Here is a 15,795-nt window from a genome sequence, read left to right as displayed (position 1 = left end):
TCTGCGCGGCCATAGTTCCGGCCGCACGCGCAGCGAAGGAGTACTCATGGTCGACGAGGAATCGTTCAGAACGCCGTATGTCGCTAACGAGACCGTGCACCCCTGGCGGCGATTCGTCGCCGTCGGTGATTCGTTCACGGAAGGCATCGGAGATCCGGATCCGGCCGTCCCTGACGGACACCGCGGATGGGCCGACCGTGTCGCGGAGGTGCTCGGCCGTCAGGTCGACGGCTTCTCCTACGCGAACCTCGCCGTGCGCGGCAAGCTCATCGCGCAGATCGTCGCCGACCAGATCGAGCCGGCCGTCGCGCTTCGCCCCGATCTCATCTCCATCTGCGCCGGCGGAAACGACGTCATCCGCCCCGGTACGGATCCGGACGCGATCGCGGAGCAGCTCGAGGGCGCCGTCGCCCGACTCTCATCGACCGGGGCCGCGATCGTCCTCTTCACCGGGATCGACACGGGGTTCACCCCCGTCTTCCGGCCCTTCCGCGGCAAAGTCGCGATCTACAACGAGAACGTCCGTGCGATCGCCGAGCGGCACGACTGCATCGTCGCGGATCAATGGGCGCTCAAGGCCGTGCAGGACACCCGTTTCTTCGACGACGATCGACTGCATTTCAACGCACTCGGACACCACGAGGTGGCCCGCATGGTGCTGCGCGCCCTCAACGTTCCGAACGACCTGCAGGCGATGCAGCCGGAACCCCGGCCCGCCCGCACCTGGCGTGAGGCGCGTTCTGAAGACCTCGGCTGGGCGCGGGAGCATCTCGTGCCGTGGGTGCTGCGGCGGCTGAGGCACCAGTCGTCCGGTGACCTCATCACCGCGAAGCGCCCGGAACCGGGACCGATCGTCTACTCCGAGGACGAGAGGCGGGACGCGGAGTAGTCAGTCCGCGAGCGCCCACAGCGCCCACTGCCGCAGCAGAGGCGACGTTCAGCGAGTCCACTCCGCCACGCATCGGGATCGTGACGACCGTGTCGGCAGACTCCAGCGCGACACGCGAAAGGCCGTCGCCCTCAGTGCCCAGTACGAGTGCCACCCTGTCCGGGCGCTCGGCGGTGTACTGCGACAGCGGCACCGCGTCGTCGGTCAACGCGAGCGCAGCCACCTCGAACCCGGCCGCATGAAGGTCAGCGACAGCATCCGGCCACTCGCCGACTCGAGTCCACGGCACTTGGAAAACGGTGCCCATGCTCACCTTGACGCTGCGGCGATAGAGCGGGTCTGCGCAGCGCGAGGAGACGAGCACCGCATCCGCGCCGAGACCGGCGGCCGCGCGGAACGCCGCGCCGACATTGGTGTGCTCGATCAAGTCCTCCAGCACCAGAACGAGCCGCGCATCACGGAGAACCTCTGACACGGTCGGCAGCGCAGGCCTGTGCATCGACGCCAGCGCGCCACGGTGCACGGCGTAGCCTGTGAGCTGTTCGGCGACGTCGTCGGGGACGACATAGACCGGCACATCATCCTCGCCGACCATCTCTTCGACCTGCTCGACCCATCTGCGCTGCGTGAGCACCGAGCGCGGCAGGTGTCCGGCATCGATCGCACGTCGGATGACTTTCACGGATTCGGCGATGTACAGCCCCTCCCGTGGTTCCTTCACACGGCGAAGGGCGGTGTCGGTGAGGTTTCGATAGTCGGCAAGGCGCGGATCCTCGCTGTCGGCGATGTACTCGAGTGGCATGTCGACCACTCTGCCATCGCTCGTGTCTGCGGCCGGAGGGCCGTGAACGTGCGGGCACGCCGTAGACTCGCTCGGGGAGGTTTCGTGAGCGCGACGATCAGTGCCGAGCTGTCAGCCGGCATCGAGAAGTCCGTCGACCTGCTTCGGGGGCGCAGGATCGCCATCCTCACGGGTGCAGGAATCTCGACGGACTCCGGGATACCGGCGTATCGCGGCGAGGGCGCGCGGACGAGGGCAGACCCGATGACCGGTCAGCGATACCTCGCAGACGAGACCGCGCGACGGCGGTACTGGATCGGCGGTCATCTCGGATGGCGGGCGTTCGCTGACGCGGATCCGAATCCCGGCCATATCGCGCTCGCCGAGATGGAGCGCGACGGGATCGCCTCCGGCGTCATCACGCAGAACGTCGACGGACTTCATCTGCGCGCCGGCAGCAGTCGCGTGATCGAGGTGCACGGCACGATGCGTCGTGTCGTGTGTCTGCAGTGCGGACAGGTCTTCGATCGCCGCGACATCGCGACGCAGATCGAAGCACTCAACCCGTGGATCACCGTGCCGGAGAACATCGTCCTGAATCCGGACGGCGACGTGGCTCCAGAGAACACCGAAGGCTTCATCGTGCCGACGTGCACGGTGTGCGGCGGCATGTTGAAGCCGGATGTGGTCTTCTTCGGCGAGTACGTGCCCGCAGATCGCTTCCGCGCCGCTGAGTCGCTGTTGCGGGCGAGCGACGCCCTGATCGTCGCCGGCTCCTCGCTCGTCGTGAACTCGGGCGTGCGGCTCATCGAACGGGTCCGACGCCGCGGCATCCCCCTGATCATCGTCAACCGCGAACCGACACGCGCCGACGCCTGGGCGCACGTGACGCTCTCGGGCGGAACCAGCGACATCCTTCCCGCATTCCAGGAGCTTCTCACGTGACCTTCATCACCCTCGTCCGCCACGGTCAGACAGACTGGAACCTGGACCGCCGCATCCAGGGTTCGACCGACATCCCCCTGAACGAGACCGGCCGTGGCCACGCGCGGAACGCTGCGGCGCTCCTCACCGAAGGCACTCATCACGCGATCTACGCGAGCCCGCTCGTGCGCGCGCACGAGACCGCGCAGATCATCGCCGAAGCGATCGGCCTCGGCGAGCCCGAACTCGTCTCCGACCTCCGCGAGCGTGAGTTCGGTGAGGCGGAGGGGATGCTCGTCGCGGACTACATCGACCGCTACGGAGATTGGCACGCCGACGTCCCGCAGGCCGAGAGCTTCGATCAAGTGGGACAGCGCGCGCTCGCCGCTCTCGACCTGATCGCCCGCGCATCCCGCCGCCGTTCAGCGCCGGTCGCCGAGTCGGTCATCGTCGTCGCCCACGGAGGTGTCATCCGCGCGCTGCTGGATCACGCGTCCGGCGGCACGATGCCCCCGGTCGGCGTACCGCTCGCGAACGGATCCGTGCACCGGTTCGAGGCCGCGCCCGGAGTTCTTCGACTGCTCGAGACAGCGACCGCCTGACCGCACCTCGCGCGCCCTGAACATCGCGGAACGTGAGATCTCAGCGGCCGGAGCGCGCGATCACCGACCGCGCGTGCCGCAGCACCGGCTCGTCGACCATCTGTCCTCGGAACCGGAACACGCCTCGCTCGTCTTCTGCCGCCGCCAGCACAGCCTCCGCCCAGGACGCCGTCGCAGCATCCGGAAGATACGCCTCACGGATGACCGGGACCTGGCTCGGATGGATGCACGCCGTCGCGGCGAAGCCGGACGCCGCCGCATCCGCCGCTTCCCGCGCCAGGCCATCCGCGTCGTCCAGGTCGATGTGAACAGCGTCGATCGCCGCCTTACCGTGCGCTCCGGCCTCCACCAGCACGCGGGAACGGGCGTAGCGCGCGACGTCGCGGTATCGGCCAGTCGAATCCCGACTCGAAGTGCCGCCGAGGGATGCCACCAGATCCTCCGCGCCCCACATGAGCGCGACGACCCGCTCGTGCGCGGCGAGGCTGTCGGCCGCTGCCACACCGCGCGCGGTCTCGCACAGTGCTATCAGCGAGAACCGCTCGTCGAAGGCATCAAGTGCCGCCGCGTCCTCCGCTTTCGCGAGCATCACCGTGCGGAAGTCCGTGTCCGCAAGCGCCGCGAGGTCACCTGCGAAGTCACCTGTGTCAGTCGCATTGACCCGCACGATCACACGCTCGTGCCCTATGCGCGCAGCCATCAGGTTCGCGCGCGCCGCCGGCTTGTCGGCCGGCGCCACGGCATCCTCGAGATCGAGGATCACCGCATCGGCGCGCTCCAGCGCCTTCTCGAATCTCTCGGGCCGATCCGCAGGGCAGAAAAGCAGCGCAGGACCAAGGTCAAACGGCATCCGGCACCTCCGCAGGCAGACAATGCACCAACGCAGTCCGCGTGGCCTTCGCGACGACGACGTCGTCCTGATTGCGTCCCGTGTGCGCGATCGTGCAGATGCCCTGCCCGAGACGCGATGAGGAGAGTCTCTTCTCGGTCACGACGCTCTCGGTGTACAGAGTGTCGCCGGTGAACAACGGATGCGGGAATGTGATCTCGCCGAGGCCGAGCTGAGCCACGAGCGTGCCCTGCGTGAGCTGGGCGACGGAGGCCCCGACCATTGTCGACAGCGTCCACATCGAGTTCATCAGACGCTGTCCGAACTCCTGCTCCGCGGCGAACGCGGCGTCCAGATGCAACGCCTGCGTGTTCATGGTCAGCGTCGTGAAGAGCACGTTGTCGGCCTCGGTCGCCGTGCGCCCAGGTCGATGCAGGTAGCGTGCCCCGACCTCGAACTCCTCGAAGTACAGTCCCCGCTGGACGATGTCTGTCATGTCCACACGCTACCGGGCGAGCCCGAGCCCTCGCGCGATGACCAGCAGTTGGACCTCTGTGGTGCCCTCGCCGATCTCGAGGATCTTCGAGTCCCGATAGTGGCGCGCCACGGGGAACTCGTTCATGAAGCCGTTGCCGCCGAAGATCTGTGTCGCGTCCCTGGCATTGTCCATCGCCGCGTCTCCCGCGACGATCTTCGCGATCGCCGATGCTTCTGCGAACGGCTTGCCGGCGTCTCGGAGTCGTGCGGCGTGGTGCCAGGCGAGACGGGCCGTATGCACACGCACGCGCATGCGCGCCAACGTGAACTGCGCGTTCTGCCTCGTGCTCAGGGCGCTGCCGAACACGGTGCGGCTCTTCGCGTACTCGACGGCCGCTTCCAAGCAGCCCTCCGCGGCACCGGTCGACAGTGCCGCGATCGCGATGCGACCTTCGTCGAGGATGTTGAGGAAGTTGCCGAACCCGCGGCCCTCTTCGCCGAGCAGGTTCTCCGCGGGCACCCTGACGCCGTCGAAGGTGAGCGGGTGGGTGTCGGACGCGCGCCACCCGACCTTGTCATATGGCGCTTCCACAGTGAATCCGGGCGTGCCGTTCGGCACGATGATGGTCGAGATCTCCTTGCGACCTTCTCGGATGCCGGTGACCGCCGTGACGGTGACGAAACGGGTGATGGGCGTGCCGGAGTTGGTGATGAACTGCTTCGTGCCGTCGATCACCCATTCCGCGCCCTCACGCCGCGCTGTGGTGCGCGTCGCGCCGGCATCGCTGCCCGCTTCCGGCTCGGTGAGACCGAAGCCGGCGAGAGCACGACCGGCGAGAAGGTCTGGCAGGTATTCGGCCTTCTGCGCGTCGTTTCCGAAACGGAAGATCGGCATCGCCCCGAGGCTCACACCGGCCTCGAGCGTGATCGCGATCGACTGATCCACGCGTGCGAGAGCCTCGATCGCGAGGCCCAGCGCCATGTAGTCGCCGCCTTGGCCGCCCAGCTCTTCCGGGAAGGGAAGGCCGAACAGCCCCAGCTCCCCCATCTGACCGACGACGTCCATGGACAGGGTGTGTGTGCGGTCCGCCTCATACGACTGCGGCGCGACGACGGTCTCGGCGAACTCGCGCACCATGGCGGCGAGCTCGGCCTCCTCGGCGGTGAGATCCTCGGTCATGCTGTTCCTCCTTCTGGGATGTCTTCCGGCGCGATCGTCTCGGCAGGTGTCACCGCAACGGGGGTCACCGTCGCGACAGCCTGGTCACGCTTCGCCTGGTCTCCTACGGTGACGAGCAGATGCACCGTGCCGTCGTGCGGGGCGAGTACTGGATGCTCCATCTTCATCGCCTCGATCGACACGAGCGGCTGCCCCGCCGTCACGGCGGCGCCCTCCTCCACGTGCACGGCGACGATGCTTCCCGGCATCGGGGCGCGGGCCTCCGGGGCAGTCTCGGCGCTGACCGGACGCTGCGCGGCGAGTCGTCGCAGCATCCGTTGACGGCGGTCCACTGGGCGCAGGCGCATCGAGCGGCCGTCTTCGCTCACCCAGATCGCGCCATCTGCATCGGTGGCTGCGATGACTCCTCCCACTGCATCCGAGGAGCTCTCGACGATCTCTTCCGCGTCCGTGAGAAAGGCGACCGCCCGTGCATCGGTGTCGGTGAGAGCACCCCACACGCCTCCGCTTCGTCGAAACAGGACGTCCTGCGTGAGACGGGGCTCAGCACGTCCTGTCCCACGCAGCAGCTCCTGTTTCGCTGCAGCGATCATCGCGGCGGATGGTTCCGCGGATCGCACGGGCAGCAGTGTTTCGATCAGGCCGGTGTCGAGGTCGCCGCTGACGACCCGCTCGTTCGCGAGCAGCTGCCGAAGGAAGGCGATGTTCGTGTCCGCCCCGAGCACGATGGTCTGAGCCAGAGCCTGATCGAGACGGGCCAGTGCGGTCGCGCGGTCGGGACCGTAGGCGATGACCTTCGCGATCATCGGGTCGTAGAACCCCGTGACTTCGCTGCCCGTCTCGATCGCTGCATCCACTCGCACGCCGCGCGGGACTGCGAAGCGCAGGATGCGTCCGGTCGAAGGCAGGAAGTCGCGCTCCGGCGACTCCGCGTAGATGCGGGCCTCCACGGCGTGCCCGCTCAGCGCAGGTGGTGCCGGCAGCGCCCCACCGGCCGCGACGCCGAGCTGCAGGGCCACGAGGTCGAGGCCCGTCACCGCTTCGGTCACCGGATGCTCGACCTGCAGCCGCGTGTTCATCTCGATGAAGAAGAAATCATCGGGAGCATCGGCGTCGACGAGGAATTCGACAGTGCCGGCCCCGACGTAGGCCACGCTCTCAGCGGCGCGCACGGCCGCCTCGAGCAGTCGCTCCGTGAGGCCGACCGTGAGCCCGGCAGACGGCGCCTCCTCGACGACCTTCTGGTGCCGACGCTGCAGCGTGCACTCGCGCTCGCCGAGCGCGATCACTGTGCCGTGGCTGTCTCCGAACACCTGCACCTCGATGTGGCGCGGGCGGCGGATGAGCCGCTCCAGAACGAGCGCGTCGTCTCCGAACGCCGCTCTGGCGATGCGTCGGGCAGAGGCCAGCGCTGTACCGAGTCCATCGGCATCCGAGACGATCTCCATCCCTTTGCCCCCGCCGCCTGCACTGGGCTTGACCAGGAGCGGGTAGCCGATCTCGTCTGCTCGCCCCGCGATCTCTGCATCCGACAGTCCCTCCGCCGTGAAGCCAGGCACGACGGGTACTCCGCGCGCGGCGACGTGCTCGCGCGCCTTCGCCTTGTCTCCCATGATCTCGAGGGCGAGGGTCGAAGGCCCGATGAAGACGATCCCCGCACGCGCGCAGGCTTGAGCAAGCGCGACGCTCTCCGAGAGGAACCCGTAGCCCGGGTGGATCGCATCAGCGCCGCTGTGCTGCGCGGCTCTGATCACGGCGTCCACGTCGAGATAGGACTCCGCTGCGGGGGCACGCCCGATCAGGACGGCGTCATCGGCTTCACGTACATGAGGTGCAGCGACATCCGCGTCGCTGTAGACCGCGACGCTGCGGATGCCCTGATCCCGCAGCGTGCGGATGATGCGGCGGGCGATCTCGCCGCGATTGGCCACCAGGACAGTATCGATGGTCGGGGAATCGTTCACTCTCATCACATCCTGAAGACGCCGAAGCGCGGCTCTGGCAGCGGGCTGCGGGCGACGACGTCGAGGGCGAGACCCAACAGGTCGCGGGTCTGCTCGGGATCGATGATGCCGTCATCCCAGAGCCGTGCGGTCGCGTAATACGGCTCGCCCTGCGTTTCGTACTGCGCTCTGATCGGCTCCTCGAATGCGGTGCGCTCTTCGGCGCTCCAACTCGCCCCACGGGCGGTCATCTGCTCTTCCTTCACGGTGGCCAGCACGGAGGCGGCCTGATTGCCGCCCATCACCGAGATGCGGCTGGCCGGCCACGTCCACAGGAATCGAGGCGAATACGCGCGTCCGCACATCGAGTAGTTGCCTGCGCCGAAGGACCCGCCGATGATGACGGTGAGCTTCGGCACGCGCGTCGTGGCGACCGCTGTGACCATCTTCGCGCCGTCCTTGGCGATGCCCCCCGCTTCGGCGTCTGAACCGACCATGAAGCCGGTGATGTTCTGAAGGAACAGCAACGGAATGCCCCGCTGATCGCACAGTTCGATGAAGTGCGCGCCCTTGAGCGCAGACTCGCTGAACAGCACGCCGTTGTTCGCGACGACGCCGATGGGATGTCCATGCAGCCTGGCGAAGCCGGTCACCAGTGTCGTGCCGTACTCGGACTTGAACTCACGGAACGTGTCGGCGTCGATGAGTCGGTGGATCACCTCGCGCACGTCATAGGCGGCATTCACGTCCACGGGGACGACATCGTAGAGACTGGACAGTTCAGCGGGCGGGCGGGACCCGGTGATCTCCCAGGCGGGCGCGGATGGAGCGTGAAGCGTCGCCACGATGTCGCGGAGTATCTCCAAGGCGTGCTCGTCGTCTTCGGCCAGATGATCGACGACACCGGAGCGCCTCGCATGCAACTCTCCCCCGCCGAGTTCCTCCGCGCTGACGATCTCGCCGATCGCCGCCTTCACGAGCGGAGGACCGCCGAGGAAGATCGTGCCCTGATTCCGCACGATCACCGTCTCGTCGCTCATCGCCGGAACGTACGCACCGCCGGCTGTGCACGATCCGAGCACCGCCGCGAGCTGTGGAATGCGCTCGGCGCTCATCCGCGCCTGGTTGAAGAAGATGCGACCGAAGTGCTCGCGATCGGGGAACACCTCGTCCTGCTTCGGAAGGAACGCGCCGCCGGAATCGACGAGGTAAAGGCAGGGAAGACGATTCTCCAACGCGATCTCCTGCGCCCGAAGATGCTTCTTCACCGTGAGGGGAAGGTAGCTCCCGCCCTTCACCGTGGCATCGTTGCAGACGACCATCACGTGCCGACCGTGCACGAGCCCGATGCCGGCGATCACTCCCGCTCCCGGCACCTCTCCCCCGTACATCCCGTCCGCTGCGAGGGGTGACACTTCGAGAAACGGGCTGCCCTCATCGAGCAGTCGCGCGATCCTCTCCCGTGGCAGCAACTTGCCACGAGACACGTGGCGACCACGAGAGGCGTCGGATCCGCCTCGTGCCGCGGCCGCACGGCGCTCACGCAGCTCGCTGGCCAACATCTCCTGGGTGACAGGCATCGCGCCGTCCTCCTCGACTTGCGGTGGCAATGAACATGGCTTTTCGGTTAGTGTGCACTAACCATTCGTTTTAGGTTAGCGAGCATTAACTGAGATGACAACCCCTCCGACCGCGCGCGATCGCGCCAAGGCAGAACGCGCGGATTCCCTGTTGCACGAGGCCGCGCGCCTGTTCGCAGAGCGCGGCTATTCCGGTGTGAGCCTGGAGGACATCGGATCCGCCGTCGGTGTCTCCGGTCCGGCCGTATACCGCCACTTTGCCGGCAAGCAGGCATTGCTGGGTGCAGTTCTCATCAAGGTCAGCGAAGACCTCGTCAGCGGAGGCAGCCGCGTCGCCGCGACCGCGCCGGATGACGAAGGGCGGATGCTGGCGCTCATCGACTTCCACGTCGACTTCGCACTCACCCATGCCGACGTCATCCGGGTACAGGATCGGGATCTGGCGCATCTGAGCGACGAGGATCGCGCCGAGGTCCGACGTCTGCAGCGCGCCTACATCGAGCTGTGGATCTCGACTCTCGCGCCGCTGCACGATGCGCCGGCCGATGAGCTGCGGCTGCGTGTCCAGGCCTGCTTCGGCCTAATCAATTCCACTCCGCACAGCACGCGCAGCGCGACGCGATCGAAGAAGTCGACCGCGACGATCCTCACTGCGATGGCCCACGCGGCCTTGATCTCCTGAGAGCCGGGCCTCGACCGGCTCAGCGAACGCAATGCTTGCCGCTGAGCCCGTCGATGAGCCGTCACCGCAGCAGCATCGCGCGCCCGGGCTCCTCGAGGATGTCGGCGACGTCCTTCACGAATCGCGCGCCTTCTGCGCCGTCGACGACCCTGTGATCGAACGACAGGCTCAGCGTCATCACTTGACGCAGCGCGATCTCGCCCCTGTGCTCCCAGGGCATCCGCCGCACGGCACCGACCGCGAGGATCCCGGATTGGCCGGGCGGCAGGATGGGCGTGCCCGCATCGATGCCGAAGACGCCGATGTTGGTGATCGAGAACGTGCCACCCGCAAGCTCTGCAGGCGAGGTCTTCCCCGACCGGGCGGTCTCAGTGAGTGCGCGCAGGGCGTCGGCGAGCTGCGGCAGCGTCATCTGGTCGGCGTCGCGTATGTTCGGCACGATCAGTCCGCGCTCGGTGGCGGCGGCGATGCCGAGATCCACGTAGTGAGGCTGCACGATCTCACCTGCCGCGTCATCCCAGCGAGAGTTGAGTCCCGGCGTGCGGCTGAGTGCGAGGCACACGGCTTTCGCCACGATCACCAGCGGTCCGATCCGATGTTCGGACAGTGCACGATCACCGCGCAGGCTCTCGATCAGCTCCATGGTCGCCGTGACGTCGACGGTGTGGAACGTGGTCACGTGCGGTGCTGTGAAAGCGCTCTGCACCATCGCCGCAGCCGTGTGCTTTCGCACCCCTCGGATCGGGATCCGAGTCTCCCTCTCACTGACGGAGGATACTGCGGGGCGTCCGGCGGAGACGTCGGAGACACGGGCCTCGGCAGCAACCGCGTTCCCTCCCACTCGCTCAAGATACGCATCGATGTCGTCACGCCTGATCACACGGTCTCCGACCTCGGCGGCGACGAGCACGATGTCGACGCCTGATCGCTTCGCGTATGCACGGACCGGTGGCGTCGAACGAGGCCGTTCGCCCACGCGAACGGTGGCGGGAGTCTCGGGCAGCACATCGTGGGGCGCGGCCTCCAGCACCGCCGTATCGGCTGCAGCGGCGGCACGACCGGCCTTGCGTACGCGCCGAGTCGGGCGACCGTCCTTCGCCGGCGCCGCTCCGTATCCCACGAGGTTGGGTGGCGTCTTCTCCTCAGCGGCGGCGGAGGCCGCAGCCCGAGCCGGCGCAGCAGAGGTCTCGGTGCCGACCACATCGAAGGCGATCAGTGGCGCCCCCACGGCGACCGTCTCGCCGGCGTCCGCGTGCAGCGTCGTCACGACTCCGTCATATGGAGAGGGCAACTCGACGACGGCTTTGGCCGTCTCCACCTCGGCCAGCGTCTGGTTCAAGGTCACGGTATCACCGGGTGCGACGAGCCATTGCACGACTTCTGCTTCGGCGAGTCCTTCGCCGAGATCCGGCAGGCGGAACTCTTCGATCACGACTCCGCTCCCGTCAGGCTGTTCGGCCGATCGAGCACGCGGTCGACCGCGTCGAGTATCCGGTCCAGGTCCGGAAGGTGGAACTTCTCGAGCTTCGCAGGAGGGTATGGGATGTCGTGTCCGGTGACGCGCAGAGGCGGCGACTCCAGATACTCGAAGCAGCGTTCTGTGATGCTCGCGATGACCTCTGCGGCCACGCCGGCCTCACGGGACGCCTCGTGCGCGACGACGACCCGCCCCGTGCGACGCACCGAGGCGGCGACGGTGTCGTAGTCCACCGGAGAGATCGAACGCAGGTCGATGACCTCCAGCGACAATCCGTCGTCCTCGGCCGCAGATGCCGCATCCAGAGCGGTCGACACCATCGCGCCGTACGTGATGATGGTGGCGTCCGAGCCCTCGCGGAGGACGCGCGCGACGCCCATCGGCGGCGCATCCGCCAGTGATGCGCTCAGATCGACCTCACCCTTGTGGTGATAGAGACGCTTCGGCTCGAAGAAGATGACCGGATCGTCGGAGGCGATGGCCTGCTGAAGGCAGCGATAAGCGTCCTGAGGATTCGAGACGGTGATGACGCGCAGCCCGGCCGTATGCACGAAATATGCCTCGGGGGACTCGGAGTGGTGCTCGGCCGCACCGATGCCGCCGGCCCACGGGATGCGGATCGTGATCGGCATCTTCACGCGTCCCTGAGTGCGGAAGTGCAGTTTGGCGACCTGCGAGACGATCTGGTCGAACGCCGGGTAGACGAAGCCGTCGAACTGGATCTCGACTACTGGGCGATATCCGCGGTAGGCGAGCCCGACGGCTGTGCCGACGATGCCCGACTCTGCGAGCGGCGTGTCGATGACACGCGCGGCACCGAACTCACCAAGAAGACCGTCGGTGATGCGGAACACTCCGCCGAGCTTGCCGATGTCCTCGCCCATCAGCACGACTTTCTCGTCGTCGCTCATCGCCTTGCGCAGTCCGGCGTTCAGGGCCTTGCCCAGAGTGATCTCCGTCATCTCAGGCCTCCTCGAGAGAAGAGACGTACGCGGCGTATTCGTCGCGCTGGCGGTCGATTCCGCAATGCGGTTCCGCGTACACGTTGTCGAAGACGGCGAGCGGATCGCGCGTGACCATGCCGAGGCAGGCGGCACGCATCTCGCGTGCCATGGTGTCGGCATCCGCCTGCGCGGCGGCCACGTGCGCGTCAGACAGCTCGCCCGAAGCGCGGAGGTGCGCCTCGAGTCGAGCGATCGGATCACGTGTGCGCCACGCCTCGAGTTCAGCGGGATCACGATAGCGGGTGGGGTCGTCAGACGTGGTGTGCGGCCCCATGCGATATGTGACGGCCTCGATGAACGCGGGGCCCTTTCCCGCGCGTGCGTGAGCGAGGGCCCAGCGCATCGCGGCCATGCAGGCGAGCACATCGTTGCCGTCCACACGCAGGCTGGGGATGCCGAATCCCGGGGCTCGACCTGCGATCGGGTATTGCGACTGCACTGCGACGGGCTCGGAGATGGCCCAGTGGTTGTTCTGACACACGAACACGACGGGCGCCTGGTACGAGGCTGCGAAGACCATCGCCTCGTTCACATCGCCCTGGCTGGTCGCACCGTCACCGAAGTAGGTGACGGCGACTTCGGGTGCCTTCTCATGCTTGATGCCCATGGCGTAGCCGACTGCGTGCAGCGTCTGTGCACCGATGATGATCTGCAGAGGGGCGACGCGCATCTCCGCGGGGTCGAACGGCGCGCCCTCCTCACCGCGCCACACACGCACGAAGTCACCGGGCTGCGCGCCACGCGCGTAGATGACGCCGGTCTCGCGGTAACTCGGAAACACGAAGTCGATGGGGTCGAGCGCGCGCGCGGTGCCGATCTGCGCCGCTTCCTGACCCTGACAGGGTGCCCACAGACCCAGCTGCCCCTGGCGCTGCAGAGCGACGCCCTCGGCGTCGATACGGCGGAGGATGATCATGTCGCGCAGCAACGCACGCAGTTGTTCAGCGTCGACATCAGCGACGAACGGGTCGAGATCCGGATTCTTCTGCCGGGTGCCGTCTGGCGCGAGAATACGTTCGGAGAGCTCGAGATCCTGAGTGGAATCTGCGATCGGGGTGGTCTGCGGTGACATCATCGTCCTCCTGTCGTGTGTCTCCCTTGTGAGGAGCTGCACGCGTGTACCGACAACATAATCGGATGCTTCGAGGGTACGTCCACTGATCAGCACGCTCAAGCATTCAGAGTCCGCTTGAGCATGTTGCCCAATACTGGCGTCGTCACCCTGCTATGGTTTGGCACTATGCCCGCTCTCGATCGCATCGATCTCGATCTGCTCGCCGCCCTCGCTGAAGATCCCCGCACGACGATCGTCGCGCTCGCCGAGACGCTCGGCCTGTCGCGCAACACGATCCAGGCGCGAATGGCGCGGCTCGAACAGACCGGAGTCTTCCTGTCCTACGAGCGCTCGTTCTCCCCCGAGGTTCTCGGCTTCCCTCTGCAGGCGTTCGTCAGCATCGGCCTCCGGCAGACGGAGCTCCCCCGCATCACAGCCGAGCTCGCCCGCATCCCCGAGGTGCTGCAGGTGCACGGCCTGAGCGGCTCCATCGACCTGCTCGCGCGCGTGGCGTGCCGGGATGCTCGTCATCTGTTCGACACGGATGCCAGGATCCTGTCGATCGAAGGCGTCGATCGGACGGAGACGTCACTCGCGATGGGGGAAGTGATCCCCTACCGGGTCGCGGGACTCATCGGCCTCGCGCGACGGGAACCTTGAGGAATCGACGAATCGCCCCTGCGGCTTCTGACGGGGTCTCGTAGTGGATGAGGTGGCCCACATCGGCGATCTCAACGAGATCGGCCTCCGGGAAGAGCGTCGCCAGGTGGCGCTCCGCTTCGATCGGAGTGATGTCGTCCTTCTGCGCGGCGACGAGCAGCGTGGGTACGTGGATCTGCGGAGCGTAGGCGCGGACGTCATGCGAGACGCTCGCGACGAAGGCGTCGCGCAATACATCGCGATCGGCGAAGTCGGAGAAGTAGGTGTCGTGCTGATCGTGGATGAAACGGCGAAGCGCCGGATCCTTCGTCTTCGCCATCGTGATGCTCATGATCCGGACGATGAGTCTGTTGCGCAGCAGCGCTGTGCCGATCCGCGAGGGAAGTGCTGCCCCGAGATCGTAGTACCAGACGGCGAGTCGCGTCATCAGCCCCTTCGGCCCTTCGAGCGCCGGTGCTCCGATCGGGTTGATCAGGATGAGTCGGGGGGTCTCCAACCCGCCGGCGACCGCAGCGGACGTCACTATCGAGCCGAACGAATGTCCCAGGATGACCGCGCCGGGCGCGACCGCGGCCGTGAACTCCGTCAGCCAGTCGGCGTACGCCGCAAGATCGTGCGTGCGACCGGGAAGTGGCGGTGTCTCACCGAAACCCGGGAGATCGGGAGCGATCACGCGTAGCTCGGGGAGGTAGGCGAGCACGGGCTCCAGCCCGTGATGCTCGCCACGGAATCCATGGACGGCGATCACCGTCGGGGGTTCGCCGTCTGTCCGCTTGGTGGCTTCCGTCTCCGAGTCCGAGCCGGGCCCGTACACCCAGTACGCAGTCGTCGCGCCACCCACCTCGACCTCGTGACGCTCGACCGGCAGACGGTTCAGCCGATCGGCGTACGGCGAAGAAACGGGCATGAGCCCAGTCTACGGGCGAGCCTCCATTGCATTGTCTGTGGGCATCCCTACCGTGGGGTCATGGCAATCGATCTCGAACTCCCCGGCTGGCTCAGCCGCATCGGCGTCTTCGATCTGGAGACCACCGGTATCGACGTCACTTCCGACCGGATCGTCACTGCGCACGTAGGCGTGCTCGATGCGAAAGGGCGCGAGATCGCCGCACGCTCATGGTTCGCCGACCCCGGCATCCCGATTCCGGACGGCGCGGCGGCCGTGCACGGCATCAGCACCGAGCAGGCACGGCGTGAAGGCCGAGTCGCACGCGACGTCGTCGCAGAGATCACTGAGTCTCTGCGAGCGCTCTTCGCTCAGGGGATGCCCGTGGTCGCCTACAACGCGTCCTATGATTTCTCACTCCTCACGCACGAATGCCTCCGGCACGGCATCCGGCCACTCGAATCGCCTGGCCCCATCATCGACCCGCACGTGATCGACAAGGCCGTCGATCGCTATCGCAAGGGAAAGCGAACCCTGGAGGTCGTCGCAGAGCACTACGCAGTTCAGCTTGACGGCGCGCACGAGGCATCTGCAGATGCCATCGCCGCCGGCCGCGTCGCCCAGGCGATCGCTCGGAGTTTCCCCCTCGCCACCTCGGCCCAGGAGCTGCACACGCAGCAGATCGGCTGGGCGCGCACTCAGGCCGAAAGCCTGACGGAGTACTTCATCCGGATCGGCCGGCTCGACGCCGAAGACTTCCTCGACGGCACCTGGCCGGTACGGCAACCGGACTCGGCATCCGCCTGAAGGAAGGATGCCAGAAAGGT

At 66.9% G+C, this 15,795-nt stretch carries 16 protein-coding genes; 6 read left to right on the top strand and 10 right to left on the bottom strand.

Annotation, left to right across the window (positions count from 1 at the left end; translation table 11 throughout):
• Window positions 1-46: 46 nt before the first annotated feature.
• On the top strand, window positions 47-889 hold the full coding sequence (locus QFZ46_RS17940) for an SGNH/GDSL hydrolase family protein (protein WP_307363662.1): 843 nt from the start codon (window positions 47-49) through the stop codon (window positions 887-889).
• Here QFZ46_RS17940 and QFZ46_RS17935 read toward each other — a convergent pair.
• Entirely contained in the window at window positions 822-1,691 is an 870-nt protein-coding gene (locus tag QFZ46_RS17935; protein ID WP_307363660.1) for a TrmH family RNA methyltransferase, read from the bottom strand. The genes QFZ46_RS17940 and QFZ46_RS17935 overlap by 68 nt on opposite strands.
• Before the next feature lie 84 nt (window positions 1,692-1,775).
• Here QFZ46_RS17935 and QFZ46_RS17930 point away from each other — a divergent pair, with 84 nt between their 5' ends.
• Together QFZ46_RS17930 and QFZ46_RS17925 are read left to right on the top strand one after the other, a co-directional pair.
• On the top strand, window positions 1,776-2,615 hold the full coding sequence (locus QFZ46_RS17930) for a Sir2 family NAD-dependent protein deacetylase (protein ID WP_307363658.1): 840 nt from the start codon (window positions 1,776-1,778) through the stop codon (window positions 2,613-2,615).
• Window positions 2,612-3,196, top strand: coding sequence for a histidine phosphatase family protein (locus QFZ46_RS17925; protein WP_307363656.1), 585 nt, complete (start codon window positions 2,612-2,614; stop codon window positions 3,194-3,196). The genes QFZ46_RS17930 and QFZ46_RS17925 overlap by 4 nt, the downstream gene beginning before the upstream one ends.
• A gap of 40 nt (window positions 3,197-3,236) precedes the next feature.
• On the opposite strand, the gene QFZ46_RS17920 is transcribed toward QFZ46_RS17925, so the two are convergent.
• From QFZ46_RS17920 to QFZ46_RS17900, 5 genes are read right to left on the bottom strand one after another with little or no spacing between them, the layout of a single operon-like run.
• A complete protein-coding gene (locus QFZ46_RS17920; protein ID WP_307363654.1) occupies window positions 3,237-4,046 on the bottom strand; it encodes an HpcH/HpaI aldolase/citrate lyase family protein in 810 nt (269 codons plus the stop codon).
• Window positions 4,036-4,521, bottom strand: coding sequence for a MaoC family dehydratase (locus QFZ46_RS17915; protein WP_307363652.1), 486 nt, complete (start codon window positions 4,519-4,521; stop codon window positions 4,036-4,038). Before QFZ46_RS17915 ends, QFZ46_RS17920 begins: the two co-directional genes overlap by 11 nt.
• Before the next feature lie 9 nt (window positions 4,522-4,530).
• Window positions 4,531-5,682 (bottom strand): acyl-CoA dehydrogenase family protein, encoded by a 1,152-nt coding sequence (locus QFZ46_RS17910; RefSeq protein WP_307363650.1) that lies wholly within the window; start codon window positions 5,680-5,682, stop codon window positions 4,531-4,533.
• Window positions 5,679-7,646: an acetyl/propionyl/methylcrotonyl-CoA carboxylase subunit alpha gene (locus tag QFZ46_RS17905; protein ID WP_373457657.1), complete on the bottom strand. Its 1,968-nt coding sequence runs from the start codon at window positions 7,644-7,646 to the stop codon at window positions 5,679-5,681. Before QFZ46_RS17905 ends, QFZ46_RS17910 begins: the two co-directional genes overlap by 4 nt.
• A gap of 5 nt (window positions 7,647-7,651) precedes the next feature.
• Entirely contained in the window at window positions 7,652-9,205 is a 1,554-nt protein-coding gene (locus tag QFZ46_RS17900; RefSeq protein WP_307363646.1) for a carboxyl transferase domain-containing protein, read from the bottom strand.
• A gap of 94 nt (window positions 9,206-9,299) precedes the next feature.
• Here QFZ46_RS17900 and QFZ46_RS17895 point away from each other — a divergent pair, with 94 nt between their 5' ends.
• Complete coding sequence (locus QFZ46_RS17895) at window positions 9,300-9,887, top strand: TetR/AcrR family transcriptional regulator (protein ID WP_307363644.1); 588 nt, start codon at window positions 9,300-9,302, stop codon at window positions 9,885-9,887.
• A 61-nt stretch (window positions 9,888-9,948) separates the two neighbouring features.
• Here QFZ46_RS17895 and QFZ46_RS17890 read toward each other — a convergent pair whose 3' ends face one another.
• From QFZ46_RS17890 to pdhA, 3 genes are read right to left on the bottom strand one after another with little or no spacing between them, the layout of a single operon-like run.
• Window positions 9,949-11,319 (bottom strand): dihydrolipoamide acetyltransferase family protein, encoded by a 1,371-nt coding sequence (locus QFZ46_RS17890; protein WP_307363643.1) that lies wholly within the window; start codon window positions 11,317-11,319, stop codon window positions 9,949-9,951.
• Window positions 11,316-12,326, bottom strand: coding sequence for an alpha-ketoacid dehydrogenase subunit beta (locus QFZ46_RS17885; protein WP_307363641.1), 1,011 nt, complete (start codon window positions 12,324-12,326; stop codon window positions 11,316-11,318). Before QFZ46_RS17885 ends, QFZ46_RS17890 begins: the two co-directional genes overlap by 4 nt.
• Window position 12,327: 1 nt before the next feature.
• Window positions 12,328-13,440, bottom strand: coding sequence for a pyruvate dehydrogenase (acetyl-transferring) E1 component subunit alpha (gene pdhA, locus QFZ46_RS17880; RefSeq protein ID WP_373457682.1), 1,113 nt, complete (start codon window positions 13,438-13,440; stop codon window positions 12,328-12,330).
• Window positions 13,441-13,608: 168 nt separating this feature from the next.
• Here pdhA and QFZ46_RS17875 point away from each other — a divergent pair, with 168 nt between their 5' ends.
• Entirely contained in the window at window positions 13,609-14,082 is a 474-nt protein-coding gene (locus tag QFZ46_RS17875) for an Lrp/AsnC family transcriptional regulator (protein ID WP_307363637.1), read from the top strand.
• Here the strand turns inward: QFZ46_RS17875 and QFZ46_RS17870 are convergent.
• Window positions 14,054-14,989: an alpha/beta fold hydrolase gene (locus QFZ46_RS17870; protein ID WP_307363635.1), complete on the bottom strand. Its 936-nt coding sequence runs from the start codon at window positions 14,987-14,989 to the stop codon at window positions 14,054-14,056. The genes QFZ46_RS17875 and QFZ46_RS17870 overlap by 29 nt on opposite strands.
• 60 nt (window positions 14,990-15,049) lie before the next feature.
• On the opposite strand from QFZ46_RS17870, the gene QFZ46_RS17865 reads away from it, so the two are divergent.
• Window positions 15,050-15,775, top strand: coding sequence for a 3'-5' exonuclease (locus QFZ46_RS17865; RefSeq protein WP_307363633.1), 726 nt, complete (start codon window positions 15,050-15,052; stop codon window positions 15,773-15,775).
• The last annotated feature ends 20 nt before the right edge of the window (window positions 15,776-15,795 follow it).

Source organism: Microbacterium murale (assembly GCF_030815955.1).
GTDB lineage: Bacteria > Actinomycetota > Actinomycetes > Actinomycetales > Microbacteriaceae > Microbacterium > Microbacterium murale_A.
This window is presented reverse-complemented; position numbering and strand designations above follow the sequence as displayed.